Here is an 18,449-nt window from a genome sequence, read left to right as displayed (position 1 = left end):
GGTGTTATATGCTTGATCAAACGGTGATTAGGAATATTTTAGAGCTCTTATATACTATGCAAGAAGCTTTTGATTATATGAGAGAAAGAATGGAGGCTTTAGAGACAGAAACGGTTATAGGGGTTTTGCATGACACAATAGAAGCCTTTTTTGCCATTGAAAACAGTATAATATTTATGAGTCCTGACATAGCTGCAGGAAGAATTGGGAATGGAAACGAAAAATTAAAGGAAGCTTTCAGTATGATGGTAAAGTTTTATGAGGAGAATGATGCCGGTAAGGCTCTGGAATTTATGAAAACAAGTTTAGAACCGGTTTTTGCAGAATGGAAAAGTATGATGGAAGATGAGCTTATACCTTATGTTATGTCCTAAAACTGAAAAGAGGTGTTTTTATGGATATTGCAGCTTATTCGGTAGTTTTCAGCCAGGCTAAGCTGGCTCAGAATGTTGGGGTATCTGTTTTAAAGATGGCTATGGAGCAGGCAGAAGGCCAAATGAATGATATGCTTAAGATTATGCAGGTAAATACTCAGTTGATGGAGAGGGCGGTTATGCCACATTTAGGAGCTAATATTAATGTGAAGGTATGAAAAAAGTAGAACTAGGATGCTGAGGAAGGAGCTTTTTACTACTTGAAGAACTGAAAAGAGGGGATTTCCCCCTCTTTTAATTATTTGCTTTTTTTGAAAATTTTTTTTAAAATCCCGGTTTTTTGAGATTTATTTTTTGTTAAGCTTTCCTCTATACCTTTTACTGCTTCATCCACAAAACGGGCCAGGTGTTCATCTCTTTCCCTTTGCATGTCTCTTACCTCCATTCTTTCTGTAGTTAAACTTTAGTTTTTTATTATAGTATGCTTCAAAAGTGACTGTACTATTTTTCACTATAAAATACAAGTAAATCGAAAAATTTTTATATAAAAATTGCTAATATATGCAATTAATTAGTAATAATAAGGTCTTTCTTGACGAACGAAGAAAGGATGGAGAATTGCTCCGGAAACAAATCCTCCGATATGAGCCCAGAAGGCTATGGAATTACATGTTCCCAGCATGAGGCTGCCGGCTCCACACCAGAGCTGGGTTAAGATCCATATCCCCAGGTAAAGCCAGGCGGGAAAAACTAGGAGAAAGAAGGGCGGAACGAAAGTTAAGATACCTGCACGGGGAAACATGATAAAATATGCTCCCATAACTCCGGCAATAGCACCAGAAGCTCCGACTACCGGAACAGGAGAGGTCGGATTTATATAATAGTGTGTTAAAGCAGCTATGATGCCGCATAAAAGGTAAAAAATAATAAAACGTGTTTTACCCATGCGATCTTCAACATTATCGCCTAAAAGCCACAATATCCACATGTTGGAAAGTATATGAGCAAAATTGCCGTGCAAAAACATATAAGTGAGAGCTGAAAGAGGATTATTTAAAAAATTAACAGGGATAAAACCTTTGTGGTAAATCATTTCTTCCATTCCGATTAAACCGCTGGTGATCTGTAGATAAAAAACATAAATATTAGCTATTATTATGAGAATGGTAACCAGCGGGAAGGAAAGACTGGGAGTGCTGTCCCTCAAAGGTATCATAATATTTTTCTCCTTTATTTGGTTTTATTTAAACTGTAGCATTTTTTTTCTAAATTATAAAGCCTGTTTGCTTTTTAGCTTAAGGACAGCTTTGAAACCCTAAAAAACTTCGAATCGAAATAGATTTTAAATTGGGGACGGTTCCGAAATTTAAAACTATTTCAACTTAGAAATAATTTTTTGCAAGGTTAACCTGGAATGCCCCAGGGATTAAAATAATTAGCGAATAAAAAAGAGGGCATAATAAATACCTGCCCTCTTTAACTGTTTAACTTTTTGCTTTATATTTTAGAAGAATGTTGCTTTATATACACAAAATAATAGAAAGTTCCTACAAAAATTGCGCCTCCTACTATATTACCTAATGTTACTGGGATAAGATTAGATGTTATAAAGTGTCCATAAGTGAAAATATTATTTATTTCGGCTGCGCTTATCCCAAGACTGGAGGCTGTGGCATGTGGAGCTGCCTTGGCAACTATTATGCCATAAGGTACATAAAACATGTTGGCTACACAGTGTTCATAACCACTGCTTACGAAAGCCATTATTGGAAAGAATATGCCGAATATTTTGCCGACGATATCTTTGGCAGCCAGTGCCATAAAAACAGCCAGGCATACCATCCAGTTACAGAGTATACCGCGCATGAAAGCGGCGCTAAAGGAAAGCCCCATTTTATTTTTAGCTATATAAACTGCTTTTTCGCCTACTGGACTTAAAATTACTGTTCCAGAAGGATCATGTGTTACCCAGAACATGGCTAAAAATACTATATAAGCCAATAGAACTGAACCGATAAAGTTAGACAGATAAACTACTACCCAGTTGCGAAAGAGTCCGCCTACGGTTGCTTTGCCGTCTAAAACTGCCATAAAGCAAGTCATGTTATTGCCGGTAAAGAGCTCTGCACCACATATCATAACCAGCATGAGCCCTATGGAAAATACTGCTCCATAAAGGAATATCCCTAAAGCACTGTTGCTATCCGGGGCAGAACCTATTTTGATAGCTATGTTAGCTCCGAAGCCGATATAAACCCCGGCTAATATCCCGAGAAGAATCATTTTGTAAACAGGCAGAGAAGCCTTTTTAGAACCGGCGTTTACTGCCAAAACGGCGGTTTCCTCTGGGGTGTGATAATTCACTGGTTTTCCCTCCTCACTTTTTCTAGATTAAAGTTTCTGACTTTAAAATTATTTAGATAATTGAACAGATTTAAACTTTAAACCCGTCCCTGAATAAAAAAGCTTGTGAAATTTAGCACAACAAGATATATTTTAAACCAATTTCGATAAAATTCAACAAAAAAATGTTATTTTTTTAACGAACAGTTGAGAGATAATCATTTAAGGTTTTTTGAAATAAATTTTGTATTTTATTCTGAGACAGATTTTCTTAAACAAATTAGTTCGAAACGAAATTCTTTTAAAATCGAGAACCGTCCCCAAATTAAAAACTGTTTCGATTCGAAATGGTTTTTGATTTCGGAACCGTCCCGAAGTAAAAAAAGTGGTGTTAAAGTTTTGGATAAATATAACGATATTTATAACAGAAGTTTTTATGGGGAGGAAGTGTTATGCGGATTGAAGGTTTGGCGGCAGCTGGTAATTATCCAAGGAACGTCAGAACTGATTTCGCAAACCGTGAGGTTTTTTCCGCCGGGATGGCCGAGCAGAAAGAGAGCAAGTTAAAGGATGGAGAAGAAAAAGGACTAAAAGAAACAATGCCGCCTGCTTTAGAAAGGCTTCAGCAGGCAGTGGAAACGGCTAATGAAGCTTTTCACATCAGCAATTATCATTTGGAGTTTCAGATACATGAAAAGAGCGGAAAGTATCAGATTAAAGTGGTGGATACCGATTCTAACAAGGTTATTCGGGAAATTCCACCTGAGTATATGCTGGAAATTTCTGCAAGCATAAAAGAGGTTTTAGATAGGTTTTTAGGTGTTTTTGTAGATGCTCTTGTTTGATATGCGGCATAAATTATACTATTTACAGAAGCAGGAAATTTTAAAACAATATTTAATTTTTAAAAGGGGGCTTAAAAGAGGATGAATATGTATGCTCAGGCATATGATCAGTATAAAAAAACCAGTATTGAAACTTTATCTCCGGGGAAACTGCTTTTGATGCTTTATGATGGAGCTATAAGGAATGTGAAAGATGCCAGAGAGGCTATAAAAACTAAGGATTATAACATGGCCCATAACCGGATTATTAAGGCGCAGGACATTGTTACTGAGCTTATGGTTACTTTAAATATGGAGTATGATATATCTAAACAGCTCTACAGCATTTATGATTATATTTACCGGCGTATGGTAGAAGCCAATGTAAATAAAGATACTGAGATATTAGATGAGGTTGAAGGTTTCCTGACTGAACTGCGCGACACTTGGCAGGAAGTAGTTAAAAAGCAGGCAGGGAACGGAATTGAAGCTAGACAGATGCAAAATCTGAGCATTAAGGGATAGATGATATGGAAAATAGTTTTATATTTGAGATTAAGGAAGAAATTAAAGCTGCCTTTGTTAACCTTCTGGATGTTTCCTGCCGCCAGCTTATGCTTTTGCAAAGTATTAAGGAAGATGAAGATACCGGATGGGAAGATGAACTTTTAGGGGTTTTGGAGGAAAAGGATAAGGTTATTGCTTATATTGAGGAGCTCTATGCTAAGATAGGAAAAGAGAATGTATTTGTGAAAGAGGATCCTGAGATAAGAGAGCTTATGTTTTTTATAAAACAGCAGGAAGACCAAAGCAGAGCGGTTGTAGAGGAAAGGCTTGAAGGTATAGGTAAAAAGATTAAGACTTTGCGTCAGAATGAAAAAGTAAGAAAAGCTTATACCCCCGAGGAGAAAGAAGAAGGGTGGTTTTTCGATAGACGTGGATAAATTAAGGGATGGGTGTTTATGGATGAGAGCACGCTTTTAAGAAAAATAATTGAAAATTTCAAAAAACAGTATCTTTTATATCTGAAGGTTTGGGATTTGGCTAGGGAGCAGGAAAGGTGCTTATCTTTGGAGAATAAGGGCGCTGATATTGATCTTTTTATAAAAATTATGCGGGAAAGGGAAGCTATAATCCGGGAAGTATCGATTCTTAATGAAGAAAATGTAAAAATGAGAAATCATGTTACAAGTATGTTGGGGATTGAAAGCTTTAGTCTTTCTCAGTTGAAAGACAGAACAAAGCCGAAAGTTTTTGATGAATTAAGTCAAATAATGACGGATATGAACCGGGTTTTGTTGGAAATAAGCGAGATTGACCAGAAAAATATGGTTTTTATAAAAGATATGACCGGAGTTCGCTGTAAATCTCCAAAGGCCAGTCATGAAGAGGCGAAGAAGTTTTATACCCAGGTTATGCAGCAAAAGAAGTGTATTTTTTAAGGCCAAAATAGACGTTTGGCCTTTTTTGTTTGTTTTATGTTATGATTTGAAAAAATGGCTTTTCACGCAGGAAGAAGTGATAAAAGTGCGCTATTGGCAGGAAATAATTTCTTTTTTTATGCTTTTTATAGATGTTAATGTTTTGATTGTTTTTTTGCTTAATTTGAGCAGTACCTGCCTTGGAACTTTGCGTACGATTTTTTTAGCCCAACGTATACTTAAGCCGGTTTACTTTACCACTTTTATCGATTCCATTATTTTTGTGTTTTCGATAACCCTGGTGGCTAAAGGTGATAATTTTGCCTATATTATTGCTTTTGCTTTGGGCAGGGTTTCAGGGATATATGTGGGAGGCTGGATTGAACAGAAATTAGCATTAGGTGCCATTGAAGTGGTGGTTTATAAACATATGGATACGGGAAAAAGGCTGGCAGAGGAGCTTAAATACTATGGTTTTCCCGTAAATATGCAGGTCGGTTATGATGAAAACGGCAATCAAAGCTTAATTTTAACTATTGTTACCAACCGTAAAAACTGGCCTTTGTTGAGGCATCTGATAAAAGAGAGTGATCGCCACCTTAATATGTATATTAAGCGATTAGATGCGGCTAAAGGGAATATAAGCAGGCGTAAACCTCCCCAGAAAAGAAGCGAAGATTTGGAAAGGCAGTCTTTTATAGCGGACTTGCGTAATAAGGTATGGGTAGAAGATGAATATGGTATTGATGCGGTATGGGAAGATGGAATTTACCGTACACCGCTTTGTGATGACGATTTTAAAGCAGAAAAATAAAAATTTTTATATAAAATTATAGGTTTTCTTGCTATTTTTAAAGTAAAGGTATATAATGAATATACTGTTAGTTAGATATCCCTCTATTAAGGGAAATATCTGCAACAGGAAATCTTAAATCAAAGTGAGGGATTCTTTTAAATGTTTGAGGACAAAACCTTAGTATGTCAGGATTGCGGCAGAGAATTTGTGTTTACTGCCGGAGAACAGGAGTTTTATGCAGAGAAAGGGTTCGAAAATGAACCGAAGCGCTGTAAGGATTGCAGAAGTGCTCGCCGTAGCAACAGCAACCGCGGCAGCAGAGCTCCAAGAGAAATGTACAGTGCGGTATGTGCACAGTGTGGGGCTGAGACTAAAGTTCCTTTTAAGCCAGTAGATGGTAGACCTGTTTATTGTATGGATTGTTTCCAGAGTCAAAGAAAAGCAGCATATTAATAAAAGGAATATTTCACCGGGCGTTTAGCCCGGTTTTGTTATTTTATAGAAATATTTTGACGCAAAACTGTTTTTATGCAGGATTTAGACATATTGAGTAGAATAATTGAATATAAGGTAAAATATATTTAAATATAATGTGACAGGGATATTTAGGAGATCTTTAATATATGTGACATAAGTTTTCATGGTTTAAAGCCTGAAGCTTAAACCATGAAAGTTAGCGGTAATAAATATAGAGAATAACCCGTGACATAAGGGAAGGAGTGGTTGTATGAAGTTTGAATTTCGGGGCAAGAATATTGAAGTTACAGAAGCGCTGAAAGACTACGCGGGTAAAAGGCTTTCTAAACTGGAAAAGTATATCGATGATGTAAAGACTGCTCAGGTTGCATTTTCAGTAGAAGGGGAAAGACATAAAGTTGAAGTTACCATACCTTTAAACGGCATGATTCTGCGCGGCGAAGAAGCCACTGATGATATGTATACTTCAATTGATATGGTCCAGGAAAAGTTGGAGAGGCAGATTGAAAAATATAAGACCAGGATTTACAAACACCATCGGGCGGCCGGATTTAAGCAGGCGGTAGCGGAAGAGATCAAAAAGGAAGCTGAAAAGGAAAAAGAAGAGGGATTTAAAGTTGTCCGCACCAAGCGTTTTGCCCTTAAGCCTATGGATGTCGAAGAAGCTATTATGCAGATGAATCTTTTAGGACATAATTTCTTTGTTTTTTTTAATGCTGGAACTGAAGAGGTAAATGTTGTATATAAGAGGAATGACGGCAATTATGGCTTAATTGAGCCGGATTTTGATTAGTTGAAGAAAAAGGTTTAAAAGTGATATTATATAAAATTAGATAAAGATTATGATAAGGAACCATATGGTTCCTTGTTTTTTTGAAAAGAGGTAAGTTTTATGATTAAAGGATTTTTGGCCAAGATTTTAGATGATAATGAAAAGGAAATTAAAAGGATAAGCAAAATCGTAGAAAAGATTAATGCTTTAGAGCCTGATTTTAAAAAGCTTAAAGATGAAGAATTCCCAAAGAAAACTGAGGAATTTAAAGAAAGGTTAAAGAAAGGAGAAACTTTAGACGATATATTACCTGAGGCATTTGCTTTGGTCCGGGAAGCTGCTTATCGGACTTTAGGCATGAGACATTTTGATGTCCAGCTGATTGGTGGTGTAGTTTTACATCAAGGAAAGATAGCCGAGATGAAGACAGGGGAAGGTAAAACCCTAGTAGCGACCCTTCCTGCCTATCTTAATGCTTTAGAAGGCAAAGGAGTTCATGTAGTAACGGTAAATGACTACTTAGCAAGCCGTGACTCAGAATGGATGCGGCCTGTTTATGAATTCTGTGGCCTTTCCGTAGGACTCATTGTCCATGGACTCGATTATGAACAGCGCAGGAAGGCATATCAATGTGATATTACCTATGGAACTAACAATGAGTTTGGCTTTGACTATTTGAGGGATAATATGGTAATAAGGCCGGAGAACATGGTTCAGCGCGACCTTCACTATGCTATTATAGATGAAGTAGACTCTATTCTTATAGATGAAGCGCGCACTCCGCTTATTATATCAGGTGAAGGGGATAAGCCTACCAACCTTTATTATCAGATTGCCAAGTTTGTGCCGCGTTTAGTTAATGAAGTGGATTATAAGGTGGATGAGAAGTCTCACCTGGTTACCTTAACTGAAGAAGGAGTAAAGAAAGCCGAGCATTATTTTGGGGTGGAAAATTTAGCAGAAAATATGGAACTGGCACATCATATAAATCAAGGGCTTAAAGCTCATTTCCTTATGCATCGGGATAGGGATTATGTAGTTAAAGATGGTCAGGTAATAATAGTGGATGAGTTTACCGGGCGCCTTATGTTTGGACGCAGGTATAGTGACGGTTTGCACCAGGCGATTGAGGCTAAGGAAGGGGTTAAGATTGAGAAGGAATCTCAGACTTTGGCTACTATAACCTTCCAGAATTATTTTCGTATGTATGAGAAGCTGGCTGGAATGACGGGTACGGCCAAGACGGAAGAAGAGGAATTCGGCAAAATATACGGCATGGATGTAGTGGTTATTCCTACCCATAAACCTATGATAAGGGTGGATAAACCTGATGTCATATACAGAACTGAGATGGGCAAATTTAAAGCCGTAGTAGAAGATATTGAGCAGAGATACCATAAAGGACAGCCGGTTTTGGTTGGCACCATTTCTATCGAAAAATCAGAGCTTTTAAGTAAGATGCTTTCTAAAAAGGGGATTCCCCATCAGGTTTTAAATGCCAAACACCATGAAAAGGAAGCAGAGATTATTGCTAGGGCTGGCCAGAAATATGCAGTAACTATCGCAACCAATATGGCAGGCCGCGGGACAGATATTGTCTTAGGAGATGGAGTTAAGGAATTAGGCGGACTTTATGTTTTAGGAACTGAAAGGCATGAGTCAAGGCGTATTGATAACCAGCTCCGGGGAAGGTCCGGCCGTCAGGGAGATCCCGGAGAATCCCGTTTTTATGTATCTTTGGAAGATGATCTTATGCGCCTTTTTGGTTCAGCTAATATTGAAGGGCTTATGGATAAGCTGGGCATGGATGATGATGTGCCGATTGCTAACAACATGATAAGCCGGGCCATTGAAAATGCGCAGAAAAAGGTAGAAGCCCGCAACTTCAGCATAAGAAAAATGGTTTTAGAGTATGATGATGTTATAAACCAGCAGAGGGAAGTTATATATGGAGAAAGACGTAAGGTTCTCTTTGGAGAAGATCTTAAAGATACTATATTCAGCATGATAGATGATGTAGTAGATCAGGTGGTAGAAAGCTTTGCCGGAGAAATAAAGTATTCAGATGACTGGGATTTGGATGGGCTTATAAATTATGTTGAGCAAAATATCCTGCCTGAACTTGATTTTACTGCCGAAGACCTTAAAGGAATGACTAAAAGGGAAGTAAAATCATTCCTGATTGATAAGACCAAGGCTTTTTATGAGCTTAGGGAAAAGGAAATCGGCAGCGAAAATATGCGGGAAATTGAAAAATGGATTTTATTAAGAATAATTGATGAAAAGTGGATGGATCACATCGATGCCATGGATCAGCTCAGAAATGGCATAGGGCTCAGGGCTTATGCCCAGAAGGATCCTTTAATTGAGTATAAATTTGAAGCTTATGAAGCTTTTCAAGCCATGGTTTTCAGTATAAAAGAAGATGTAGTTCGCTATATTATGCGGGTCAAGGTTGCCCAAAAGATGGAAGAAAGAAAAATTGTTGCAAGCCATGGCGAAGATGAAGTAAGAAAACCGGTACGGGTAGGGAAAAAGATAGGTAGAAATGATCCCTGCCCCTGCGGGAGCGGCAAAAAATATAAGAAATGCTGCGGGAGAGAGGTTAGTTAATATATGGATATAGCTACTCTTATCGGCCTTTTGATTGGATTGGGAGGTCTTATAGGCGGTTTTGTTTTAGAAGGCGGGCATGTGGGAATGCTTTTGATCCACACGGCTGCCATGATAGTGTTTGGAGGAACTATCGGCGCAGTAGTGATAAGTTTTCCTTTGGATGAACTTAAAAAGGTGCCATCTGCCTTCGCTATGGTTTTCAGCCAGAAGAGGATTGATTATATATCAGTTGTAGAAGAGCTGGTAGGAGTAGCTGACCGGGCAAGACGGGAAGGGATTTTAAGCCTGGAAAATTATCTTCCGGAAATTGAGAATCCTTTTATGGCCCGTGGACTGCAACTGGTTATTGATGGAACCGACCCTGACCTTACCCGCAATATGCTGGAAATGGAAATAGAAGCCTTTGAAAGTGAGGAAAGTGTTAAGTCCGAGATATTCACAGCTGCCGGAGGCTATGCCCCGACTATGGGAATTATCGGTACAGTTATGGGTTTGGTGCATGTTTTGAGTAATATTTCAGAACCCGACAAGCTGGGAGGGGCTATTGCTCTGGCTTTTATAGCTACCCTTTACGGGGTTTCTTCAGCTAATGTTCTGTGGCTTCCTTTCGGAACCAAGGTAAGGATGAAAATAGAAAAAGAAGTAAGGCTTATGGAGCTTATTACGGAGGGGATTTTATCGGTGCAGGCAGGAGAAAATCCCCGTATTATAAGGGAAAAACTTTTTACCTTTATTCCTCCCGAAGCTAAGATGGAAAGACAGGCAGAAGCAGGGAGAGAAGTAAGGATGTGATTTTATGCTCCAGCGGCGTAAAAATAAGGAGAAAAAGAAAGATAACCACGATCGCTGGCTGGTAACTTATGCTGACCTTATTACCCTCTTGATGATTTTTTTTGTCCTTATGTATACCATGAGCAGGATTGATGCGGAAAAGTATAAGGCGGTGGCGAATTCCCTCAGTGTAGTTTTGACCGGAGCGGATTTATCTGTTTTAGATTCTAAAGGGCCATCTATAGTAGAAGGACAGTCAGGTGAGAAAACTCCGCAGGACGAAGGAAAGGTTTCCCAAAATCAAAAGGAGTTGGAAGAAGTTGAAGAGCTTATCCGCAATTTTATAAAAAATAAAGATATTGTCATGGATTCAGGAGGGCAGGGGCAGGGAAAGATTACAAAACTCAGTGATTATATAATAGTTTATGAACAGGAGAGGGGCTTGGTAGTAAGCTTTAAGGATACTTTGCTTTTTGAAAGCGGTTCAGATGAGCTTACTCCTCAAGCCCGGATGATAATTATAAAAGTGGGAGAGGCTTTAAAAGGCTTGCCCAACTATATACGGGTAGAAGGACATACCGATAACCGTCCTATAAACACCAGGAAATTTCCTTCTAACTGGGAACTCTCTGTTTTGAGAGCAGCCAATGTGGTGCATGTTTTGAGTGAAGATGTGGGAATACCTCCGGAGAAACTTTCCATAATAGGATATGGAGAATACCGACCTATTGCACCTAATGATGATAAAATAGGCCGGGCGATGAACCGGAGGGTAGATATAGTCATACTCAAGCAAAAATATGATTATTTTGAGCCCCATAAAATGGGGGAGAATACGAATTCTTAAGGAGGGATTAGTTTTGATTGAAAATCCTTTACAGGTATGCAGGGATCTGGTCCATCGCCTTGAAGAGATGAGGGTTTCTCTTTGACATAGAAAATAAAAAGTCAAAGCTTAGAGAATTGGAGAAGAAAAGTTTATCTCCGGATTTCTGGGATGACAACCAGCAGGCGCAGGCGATTCTTAAGGAAATGAGTGAGCTTAAGGAAGATATTGAGAATTATGAAGAGCTTTTAAACGATGCAAATTATATTTCAGATATGCTGGTGATGGCGCAGGAAGAGGGAGAAGAGGATTTATTCCGGGAAATGGTAAGAGACCTTAAATACTTGGTAAAGAGGTTTAAAGACTTTGAACTTATGACCCTTTTTTCCGAAGAGCATGACAGCAAAAACGCTATTGTTTCTCTACATGCGGGAGCTGGTGGAACTGAAGCTCAGGATTGGGTAGAGATACTTCTGCGCATGTATACAAGATGGGCGGATAATTCCGGCTATAAAGTTGAGATTATGGATTATCTGGCAGGTGAAGAGGCAGGTATAAAAAGCGTAACTTTTTTAGTCCAAGGGCCTTATGCATATGGGAAATTAAAGTGTGAAGCCGGAGTGCACAGGCTTATCCGTATTTCCCCTTTTGATGCTTCTGGAAGGCGCCATACTTCTTTTGCCTCAGTTTCCGTATTACCCGAAATAGATGAAAATATTGAAATCAATATAAATCCTGAAGATTTGAAGATCGACACTTATCGGGCCGGAGGGGCTGGGGGACAGCATGTTAACAAGACGGATTCGGCTGTTCGTATAACCCATATTCCTACTGGTATTGTGGTTCAGTGTCAAAATGAAAGGTCACAACATGCTAATCGTTTGGGAGCCATGAAGATTTTGGCAGCCAAGCTTTATGCTTTAAAGCAAAAAGAGTTGGAGGATAATTTGCAGAGTTTGAAGGGAGAATATAAAGAGATAGCCTGGGGAAATCAGATAAGAACTTATACATTAAATCCTTTTACCCTGATAAAGGACCATCGAACCGGGGTAGAAGCAGGAAATGCCGAAGCAGTTTTGGATGGGGAATTTGATGAATTTATTTATGCCTGTTTAAAACAGAAGGCATGGAAGCAGCGATAAGAAGTTTTTAATTTTTTTAATAAGGTTAAGGAGGTAAAAGGTGAGAGAGATTAATCTTGAAACTGTAAGAATAGTTGAAGGCAAGGCCAAGGTTTTAAGAGAAGATATTTTAAAAATGCTGGCTGAAGCAGGGTCGGGTCATACCGGCGGTTCTCTTTCTTCGGCAGACATTGTTGCCTGCCTTTATTTCTGGGAGATGAGCATAGATCCAAATAATCCCCATGATGAAAACAGGGATCGATTTGTTCTGAGCAAAGGACATGCTGCACCTGTTTTATATGCTGCTCTGGCAGAAAAAGGATTTTTCCCCCGTGAAAAGCTTAAAACTTTGCGCAGGTTGGGGAGCCCTCTGCAGGGACATCCGGATATGAGAAAGCTTCCGGGAGTAGAAGCTTCCACGGGTTCTTTAGGGCAGGGGATATCCTGGGCAGTAGGTATGGCATTGGCAGGAAAGATTGATAAGAAAGATTATCGGGTTTATTCTTTATTAGGAGATGGAGAATTGCAGGAAGGAATGGTATGGGAAGCATTTATGGCAGCTGCCCACTATAAGCTGGATAATTTAACTGCTTTTGTTGACCATAACAGGCTCCAGATTGATGGAAAGATAACTGAAGTTATGTCTCCTGAGCCGGTAGCAGACAAGTTCAGGGCTTTTGGCTGGGAAGTCATAATTATTGATGGACATAATGTTGAAGAGATTATGCGTGCTTTAAATAAAGCGAGAGAGATAAAAGGAAGGCCGACTGTGATTATTGCCGAAACCGTTAAAGGTAAAGGGGTTTCTTTTATGGAAAATCGGGCAGAGTGGCATGGAACAGCACCTAAAAAAGATGACCTTGAGAAAGCATTAGCTGAACTTTTATAATTTTAGGCACCTCTGTCTGTTATTTATTGACAAGGAGGGAATTCTTATTTTGGAAAAGCAGGCTACACGGGATGCTTATGGTAAAGCTTTAGTTGAATTAGGGAAAAAATACAATGACGTAGTAGTATTAGATGCAGATCTTTCAAAATCGACTAAGACTTCCGATTTTGCTAAAGAATTTCCGGAAAGGTTTATTAATGCAGGGATTGCTGAACAAAATATGATAGGCATGGCTGCAGGTTTAGCGGCTGCCGGGAAGAAAGTTTTTGCCAGTTCCTTTGCTGTTTTTGCTGCAGGTCGCGCGTTTGAGCAGGTAAGAAACTCGGTTGCTTATGCCAGGCTGAATGTAAAAATATGTGCCAGCCATGCAGGTATAACCGTAGGTGAAGATGGAGGGTCTCATCAGGCAGTCGAAGATATAGCTGTTATGCGGGCAGTTCCTAATATGACAGTAGTAGTACCGGCTGATGGAGTAAGCACTAAAAAGGCGGTTTTTGCTGTTTATGAACATGAAGGACCAGTTTATATGAGGCTTGGAAGACCGGCGGTTCCTCTGATATATGATGAAAGACTTGATTTTAAGATTGGCAAAGGGATAGAACTGCGTTCCGGCAAGGATGTTACCTTAATTGCCTGTGGGATTATGGTGGGAAAGGCCCTTGAGGCGGCAGAGCTTTTGGCTAAGGAAGGAATAGAGGCTTCTGTAATCGATATGCATACTATTAAGCCTTTAGATGAAGAACTTATCATCCGCAAGGCTGAGGAGACCGGAGCTATTCTTACCCTGGAAGAACATAGTATTATAGGGGGATTAGGCGGAGCTGTCTGCGAAGTAGTAAGTGAGAAATGTCCGGTTTTAGTTAAGAGAATGGGAATAAAAGACCTTTTCGGGCAGTCAGGAAAACCGGATGAGCTTATGGAATATTATGGATTGACTGTTGGGCATATAATGAATAATGTCCATAATTTGCTGGAAATTAAACCGTAATTAAAAGAGGATTTTTGCATATTTTTGTAGAACCACCATTAATGGTGGTTTTTTTTTGTAAGGAGGAGGACAGATGCTGATTCAGTTCTACAATGTCTCCAAGATTTATCCGAATGGTGTAAAGGCATTAAATGATGTTTCATTAAAAATAGATCGTGGGGAATTTGTATTTTTGATGGGACCAAGCGGAGCAGGCAAATCAACCCTCATAAAAATGCTTTTTAGGGAAGAAATACCTACCCGGGGGCAGATTTTTATTGCTTCCCGCAGTATTGTACGCATGAAAAGAAAAGAAATACCTGCCTTGCGTCGCAGTATGGGCATAATTTTTCAGGATTTTAAGCTTTTAGAGAATAAAACTGTTTATGAAAATATAGCTTTTGCTATGGAAGTTATCGGAGCAAAGCCTTCCGACATAAAATATAGGGTACCGGAGCTTATAAAAATGGTAGGGCTGAAAGGTAAAGAAAGATGCTTCCCAGGAGAACTTTCCGGGGGAGAACAGCAACGGGTAGGAATTGCCAGGGCTTTGGCCAATCAACCTTTAGTTCTTATTGCTGATGAGCCTACGGGTAATTTAGATGTTGGGACATCTAATGAAATTATGGAACTGCTTTATGATATTAACCGAAAAGGGACTACCGTTATTATGGCTACTCATGCCCGGGAGTTGGTAAGGCATGCTCGCAAACGGGTTATTATGCTGGAAAAAGGACGAGTGGCTGGAGATTATCCTGATGGGGAGTTCTTGGCATGATTTTACGTAATTTTAATTATTTTTCTCGAGAGGCTTTTCGTTCTCTTTCCCGCAATCGTCTGCTTACTTTAGCCACTATTTCCACTGTGTGTATATGTATGCTTATTTTAGGAATAGCAGTTTTAATTACCGTTAATGCGAGCAATTTTATGCAACATTTAGAGTCAGATGTAGAAATAGTTGCGTTTATAGATAAATCGGTAATGCCTTCACAGGTTCAGCTGATAGGCAAAGAAATATCCACCATTCAAGGAGTAAAGAGGGTCAAGTTTGTTTCTAAAGAAGAGGGATTAGAACAACTGCAGGAAAAGATGGGAAATAAAAATTTAAAAGAGACTATCGGGGAAAATCCGCTGCCTGATACTTATGAAGTACAGGCAGAAAATCCCCATGATGTGCCCGAAATTGCCAGAACGATCGAAAAAATTGATGGAATATACAAGGTTAAATACGGACAAGGAGTAGTAGAAAGGCTTTTTGAAGTTACTAAATGGGTAAGGATCGTAAGTATTACAGTGATTGTCCTTCTGGCTTTTGGAGCTGTTTTTCTGGTAGCAACTACCATAAGGCTGGCTATTTTTTCACGGCGCAAGGAGATTTACCTTATGAAACTTATAGGTGCGACCGATTGGTTTATAAGATGGCCATTTTTTATTGAAGGGCTGGTTTTGGGAACTTTCGGGGCTTTAGTTGCTGTAGGCATTTTAGCTTTAGCTTACAATTCACTTATCAACAATATGCAGATGGTCTTCTTTTTGCCTCTGGTAGTAAAATCAGAGGTAATAAACAGGCTTTATTTAAGCCTTGTAGGAATTGGTGCACTTTTGGGGATTGTTGGAACTTTTATTTCGGTTAACCGCTTTTTAAAGGTTTAAATCCTTTAAGACCAGGGAGGGTTGGTTTGATGAAGAATTTATTCGGGGAGATAAAGGGAAATAAGGTTTTAGCTTTATTAATAGCTTTTTCTCTTTTATTTTCCTGTATTATACCGGTTTATGCCGACCAGTTGGAGGAAAAGAGACGGGAACTTAATGAGGTAAGCAGACAGATAAATAATCAAAAGAAACTTTTGCAGGAAAAAAGGCAAGAAGCCAACTCTGTTCTGGGGCAGATAAAAGCTTTAGAGTCGAATATAATTACTGCTGAGAATCAGATTAATAATTTAGAAGACAGGATTAATATTTTAGAAGAAGAGATTGCTGCAAAAGAAAAAGAAATTGCCAAAACAGAAGAAGAGCTTAATGAAAAGGTTGCGATTTTAAGCGAGCGTCTGGTTTTTATATATGAAGCCGGAGATGTTTCTTATCTGGAAGTTTTGTTTTCAGCTACAGATATTAAGGACTTTTTAACCCGTTATGACATGCTGAGCATGATTGTAGAACAGGATAAAGAGCTTATAGAAGAGATTGAAGAGAAGCGGGATCGCTTAAATATGCAGAAAAGCGATCTTGAAGTTAAAAAACGGGAACTGGAAAATGCTAGACAGCAGCAGGAAAATTATATAAGAGAGCTTGACGCCAAAAAAAGCGAAAAGAAAGAGCTTTTAGGCAAACTGCAGATGGAAGCCAAGGAATACGAAAAGGCCTTGGCAGAGTTAGAAGAAACATCTAGACAGCTGGAAGCTATGATAAGGCAGATGCAGGGCCAAAGTGGGGGAGAGGCCTTGGGGACAGGTGTATATACTTGGCCTACTCCTGGTTATTATTCCATAACTTCACCCTTTGGGATGCGCTTCCATCCTATTTTGCAGACCAGAAAGCTGCATACAGGGGTAGATATAGGTGCACCAATGGGAGCCAACATCGTGGCGGCTGACAGCGGGGTGGTCATTTATGCGGGATATAACGGGGGCTATGGTAATATGATTATAGTTGACCACGGCAACGGTATGTCTACTCTTTATGCTCATATGTCGCGCTTTGTGGTGGGAAATGGAGCTACCGTAACTAAAGGGCAGGTAATTGGCAAGGTTGGAAGCACCGGCTTCAGCACTGGACCACACCTGCATTTTGAAGTGCGCAAGAACGGAACCCCAGTTGACCCGATGGGCTATATCCGCTAACATTTCGCTTCGAAATACCTTTTAATTTAGGGACGGTTCTCGATTTTAAAACAATTTCGAATCGAAACAGTTTTTAAATTCAGAACCGTCCCGAAGTTTAAAAGTATTTTGGGTTCGAAATAATTGTGGGGATGGTTTTTCTGGTTTATTATTGGAACCGGAAGAAATCATCCCCTTGGTTCTAATTGTTTTATTTGTTTTTTTGCAGTAACATATTATTATCAGTTTTTTAATAAAATGATGATGTGGTGGTGGCATTTTGAGAGAAAACAGGTTTTTGAAAGGGATTGTTGTTTTTTTTGCTCTTATAGGTTTTTTGACTCTGGCCAGCCTTATCTGGATTTTTGCTACTAATGCGAATCATCTGGCAACTTTGCTGAGTGTTGTAAGTCTTGTAAAAACTCAAGGGTTATATGAGCCGGATACAGAACAAATGATTGTAGGTGCAACAGCCGGTATTGTCGACAGCCTGCATGATCCATATTCCAAATATCTGGATAAAGCTACCTGGGAAGAGCTTAGAATAAGGTTGGAGGCAAAATTCGGCGGTATAGGGGTTTATGTTTTAGAAGAAAGTAGAGGGAAATTTAAAATCATATCTCCAATTAAAGGTACGCCCGCTTACCGTAAGGGGGTAAAAAACGGGGATATTATTCTTAAGATAAATGGAGAAAGCGTGCAGAATATGACCCAGGATGAAGTGGTAAGCCTTATGCGCGGTGATCCGGGAACCCAGCTTTTGCTTACGGTTTTCCGGGAATCAGAAGGTAAGGAATATGAGTTTAAGATTATCCGTGAGATCATAAATGTTCCTTCGGTAGAATATGAAGTTATAGATGAAGTTTCTAAGATAGGATATATATCTTTAAAGCAATTTCATTCCCATTCAGCCGAAGAGATGGCTGATGCTTTAGATGAACTTTTGCGGGAAAGGAAAATTAAAGGGCTTATTTTAGATCTGCGCTATAATGGAGGCGGGGATTTTAACGCAGCCCTTTCGATTGCCAGTCTGTTTTTAGACAAAGGAAAGGAAATAGTTAGCGTTTCCGATGGCAAGGGAAATGAGGAAATATATGAATCTTCCGGAGGCAATGTAGATGTCCCTGTGGTAGTCCTTATAAACCAGGATAGTGCTAGTGCAGCAGAGATTTTGGCAGGGGCTTTAAAGGATAATAACCGGGCTTTGCTTGTAGGCACTACTACTTTTGGCAAAGGTTTGGTGCAAACGGTTTATCCTTTGAGAGATGGTGGAGCATTAAAGCTTACGACTCAGAAGTATTTTACCCCTGATGGAACAGATATTAATGAAATAGGAATACATCCCGATTATGAGGTGAAAAACGGGGAGGACATGAACAGGGATTTGCAGATGGAAAAGGCTGTAGAGGTTATTAAAAAGCAAATATTTTGAT

Annotated in this window: 22 protein-coding genes; 19 read left to right on the top strand and 3 right to left on the bottom strand. The window is 39.2% G+C overall.

Annotation, left to right across the window (positions count from 1 at the left end; all coding sequences use genetic code 11):
• The first annotated feature begins 8 nt into the window (after nucleotides 1-8).
• Nucleotides 9-374 (top strand): hypothetical protein, encoded by a 366-nt coding sequence (locus H0Z36_RS05715; protein ID WP_296864297.1) that lies wholly within the window; start codon nucleotides 9-11, stop codon nucleotides 372-374.
• Nucleotides 375-394: 20 nt separating this feature from the next.
• The gene (locus H0Z36_RS05710) at nucleotides 395-592 is read left to right on the top strand and encodes a YjfB family protein (protein WP_296864295.1); all 198 of its coding nucleotides are present in this window, start codon (nucleotides 395-397) and stop codon (nucleotides 590-592) included.
• 80 nt (nucleotides 593-672) lie between these two features.
• On the opposite strand, the gene H0Z36_RS05705 is transcribed toward H0Z36_RS05710, so the two are convergent.
• The 3 genes from H0Z36_RS05705 to H0Z36_RS05695 form a co-directional block, all read right to left on the bottom strand.
• On the bottom strand, nucleotides 673-804 hold the full coding sequence (locus H0Z36_RS05705) for a hypothetical protein (protein ID WP_296864293.1): 132 nt from the start codon (nucleotides 802-804) through the stop codon (nucleotides 673-675).
• A 141-nt stretch (nucleotides 805-945) separates the two neighbouring features.
• Nucleotides 946-1,590 (bottom strand): rhomboid family intramembrane serine protease, encoded by a 645-nt coding sequence (locus tag H0Z36_RS05700; RefSeq protein WP_296864291.1) that lies wholly within the window; start codon nucleotides 1,588-1,590, stop codon nucleotides 946-948.
• 281 nt (nucleotides 1,591-1,871) lie between these two features.
• Nucleotides 1,872-2,738 (bottom strand): formate/nitrite transporter family protein, encoded by an 867-nt coding sequence (locus tag H0Z36_RS05695; RefSeq protein WP_296864289.1) that lies wholly within the window; start codon nucleotides 2,736-2,738, stop codon nucleotides 1,872-1,874.
• A gap of 431 nt (nucleotides 2,739-3,169) precedes the next feature.
• Between H0Z36_RS05695 and H0Z36_RS05690 the strand changes: the two genes are divergently transcribed.
• The 17 genes from H0Z36_RS05690 to H0Z36_RS05610 all read left to right on the top strand — a co-directional run bounded on the left by H0Z36_RS05690 (nucleotide 3,170) and on the right by H0Z36_RS05610 (nucleotide 18,448).
• On the top strand, nucleotides 3,170-3,562 hold the full coding sequence (locus tag H0Z36_RS05690) for a flagellar protein FlaG (protein ID WP_296864287.1): 393 nt from the start codon (nucleotides 3,170-3,172) through the stop codon (nucleotides 3,560-3,562).
• 81 nt (nucleotides 3,563-3,643) lie between these two features.
• Nucleotides 3,644-4,066, top strand: coding sequence for a flagellar export chaperone FliS (fliS, locus tag H0Z36_RS05685; RefSeq protein WP_296864286.1), 423 nt, complete (start codon nucleotides 3,644-3,646; stop codon nucleotides 4,064-4,066).
• Nucleotides 4,067-4,071: 5 nt separating this feature from the next.
• Nucleotides 4,072-4,485: a hypothetical protein gene (locus H0Z36_RS05680; protein ID WP_296864284.1), complete on the top strand. Its 414-nt coding sequence runs from the start codon at nucleotides 4,072-4,074 to the stop codon at nucleotides 4,483-4,485.
• Nucleotides 4,486-4,503: 18 nt separating this feature from the next.
• Complete coding sequence (locus tag H0Z36_RS05675; protein ID WP_296864282.1) at nucleotides 4,504-4,983, top strand: hypothetical protein; 480 nt, start codon at nucleotides 4,504-4,506, stop codon at nucleotides 4,981-4,983.
• 25 nt (nucleotides 4,984-5,008) lie between these two features.
• Nucleotides 5,009-5,776 (top strand): DUF5698 domain-containing protein, encoded by a 768-nt coding sequence (locus H0Z36_RS05670; RefSeq protein WP_296864280.1) that lies wholly within the window; start codon nucleotides 5,009-5,011, stop codon nucleotides 5,774-5,776.
• A 141-nt stretch (nucleotides 5,777-5,917) separates the two neighbouring features.
• Nucleotides 5,918-6,211 carry a zinc-ribbon domain containing protein gene (locus tag H0Z36_RS05665; protein WP_296864279.1) on the top strand — a complete coding sequence of 98 codons (294 nt, stop codon included), beginning with the start codon at nucleotides 5,918-5,920 and terminating at the stop codon, nucleotides 6,209-6,211.
• Between the two features lie 274 nt (nucleotides 6,212-6,485).
• On the top strand, nucleotides 6,486-7,028 hold the full coding sequence (raiA, locus tag H0Z36_RS05660; RefSeq protein ID WP_296864277.1) for a ribosome-associated translation inhibitor RaiA: 543 nt from the start codon (nucleotides 6,486-6,488) through the stop codon (nucleotides 7,026-7,028).
• Nucleotides 7,029-7,127: 99 nt separating this feature from the next.
• The gene (secA, locus tag H0Z36_RS05655) at nucleotides 7,128-9,620 is read left to right on the top strand and encodes a preprotein translocase subunit SecA (RefSeq protein WP_296864275.1); all 2,493 of its coding nucleotides are present in this window, start codon (nucleotides 7,128-7,130) and stop codon (nucleotides 9,618-9,620) included.
• Nucleotides 9,621-9,623: 3 nt separating this feature from the next.
• Nucleotides 9,624-10,415, top strand: a complete 792-nt coding sequence (locus tag H0Z36_RS05650; protein ID WP_296864273.1) for a flagellar motor protein — start codon at nucleotides 9,624-9,626, stop codon at nucleotides 10,413-10,415.
• A gap of 4 nt (nucleotides 10,416-10,419) precedes the next feature.
• Entirely contained in the window at nucleotides 10,420-11,241 is an 822-nt protein-coding gene (locus tag H0Z36_RS05645) for a flagellar motor protein MotB (RefSeq protein ID WP_296864271.1), read from the top strand.
• Between the two features lie 67 nt (nucleotides 11,242-11,308).
• Nucleotides 11,309-12,362, top strand: a protein-coding gene (gene prfB / locus H0Z36_RS05640; protein WP_296864394.1) for a peptide chain release factor 2 whose coding sequence is annotated in 2 segments (ribosomal slippage) — nucleotides 11,309-11,323 and nucleotides 11,325-12,362 — 1,053 coding nt in all. Because the reading frame shifts where the segments join, the coding sequence is not laid out codon by codon here.
• 49 nt (nucleotides 12,363-12,411) lie between these two features.
• Nucleotides 12,412-13,230 (top strand): transketolase, encoded by an 819-nt coding sequence (locus tag H0Z36_RS05635; RefSeq protein WP_296864392.1) that lies wholly within the window; start codon nucleotides 12,412-12,414, stop codon nucleotides 13,228-13,230.
• A gap of 46 nt (nucleotides 13,231-13,276) precedes the next feature.
• Nucleotides 13,277-14,218, top strand: coding sequence for a transketolase family protein (locus H0Z36_RS05630; protein WP_366508872.1), 942 nt, complete (start codon nucleotides 13,277-13,279; stop codon nucleotides 14,216-14,218).
• Nucleotides 14,219-14,294: 76 nt separating this feature from the next.
• Nucleotides 14,295-14,975, top strand: coding sequence for a cell division ATP-binding protein FtsE (gene ftsE / locus H0Z36_RS05625; protein ID WP_296864391.1), 681 nt, complete (start codon nucleotides 14,295-14,297; stop codon nucleotides 14,973-14,975).
• Nucleotides 14,972-15,850, top strand: a complete 879-nt coding sequence (gene ftsX, locus H0Z36_RS05620) for a permease-like cell division protein FtsX (protein WP_296864267.1) — start codon at nucleotides 14,972-14,974, stop codon at nucleotides 15,848-15,850. The genes ftsE and ftsX overlap by 4 nt, the downstream gene beginning before the upstream one ends.
• Before the next feature lie 29 nt (nucleotides 15,851-15,879).
• Nucleotides 15,880-17,037, top strand: coding sequence for a M23 family metallopeptidase (locus tag H0Z36_RS05615; RefSeq protein WP_296864265.1), 1,158 nt, complete (start codon nucleotides 15,880-15,882; stop codon nucleotides 17,035-17,037).
• A 259-nt stretch (nucleotides 17,038-17,296) separates the two neighbouring features.
• Nucleotides 17,297-18,448, top strand: coding sequence for a S41 family peptidase (locus tag H0Z36_RS05610; protein WP_296864264.1), 1,152 nt, complete (start codon nucleotides 17,297-17,299; stop codon nucleotides 18,446-18,448).
• Nucleotide 18,449 lies beyond the last annotated feature (1 nt).

Origin of the sequence: Thermosyntropha sp. (assembly GCF_017656155.1) — a bacterium.
GTDB lineage: Bacteria > Bacillota > Syntrophomonadia > Syntrophomonadales > Syntrophomonadaceae > Thermosyntropha.
The sequence above is the reverse complement of the archived record's forward strand: the minus strand, read 5'-3'. Positions and strand labels throughout refer to the sequence as shown.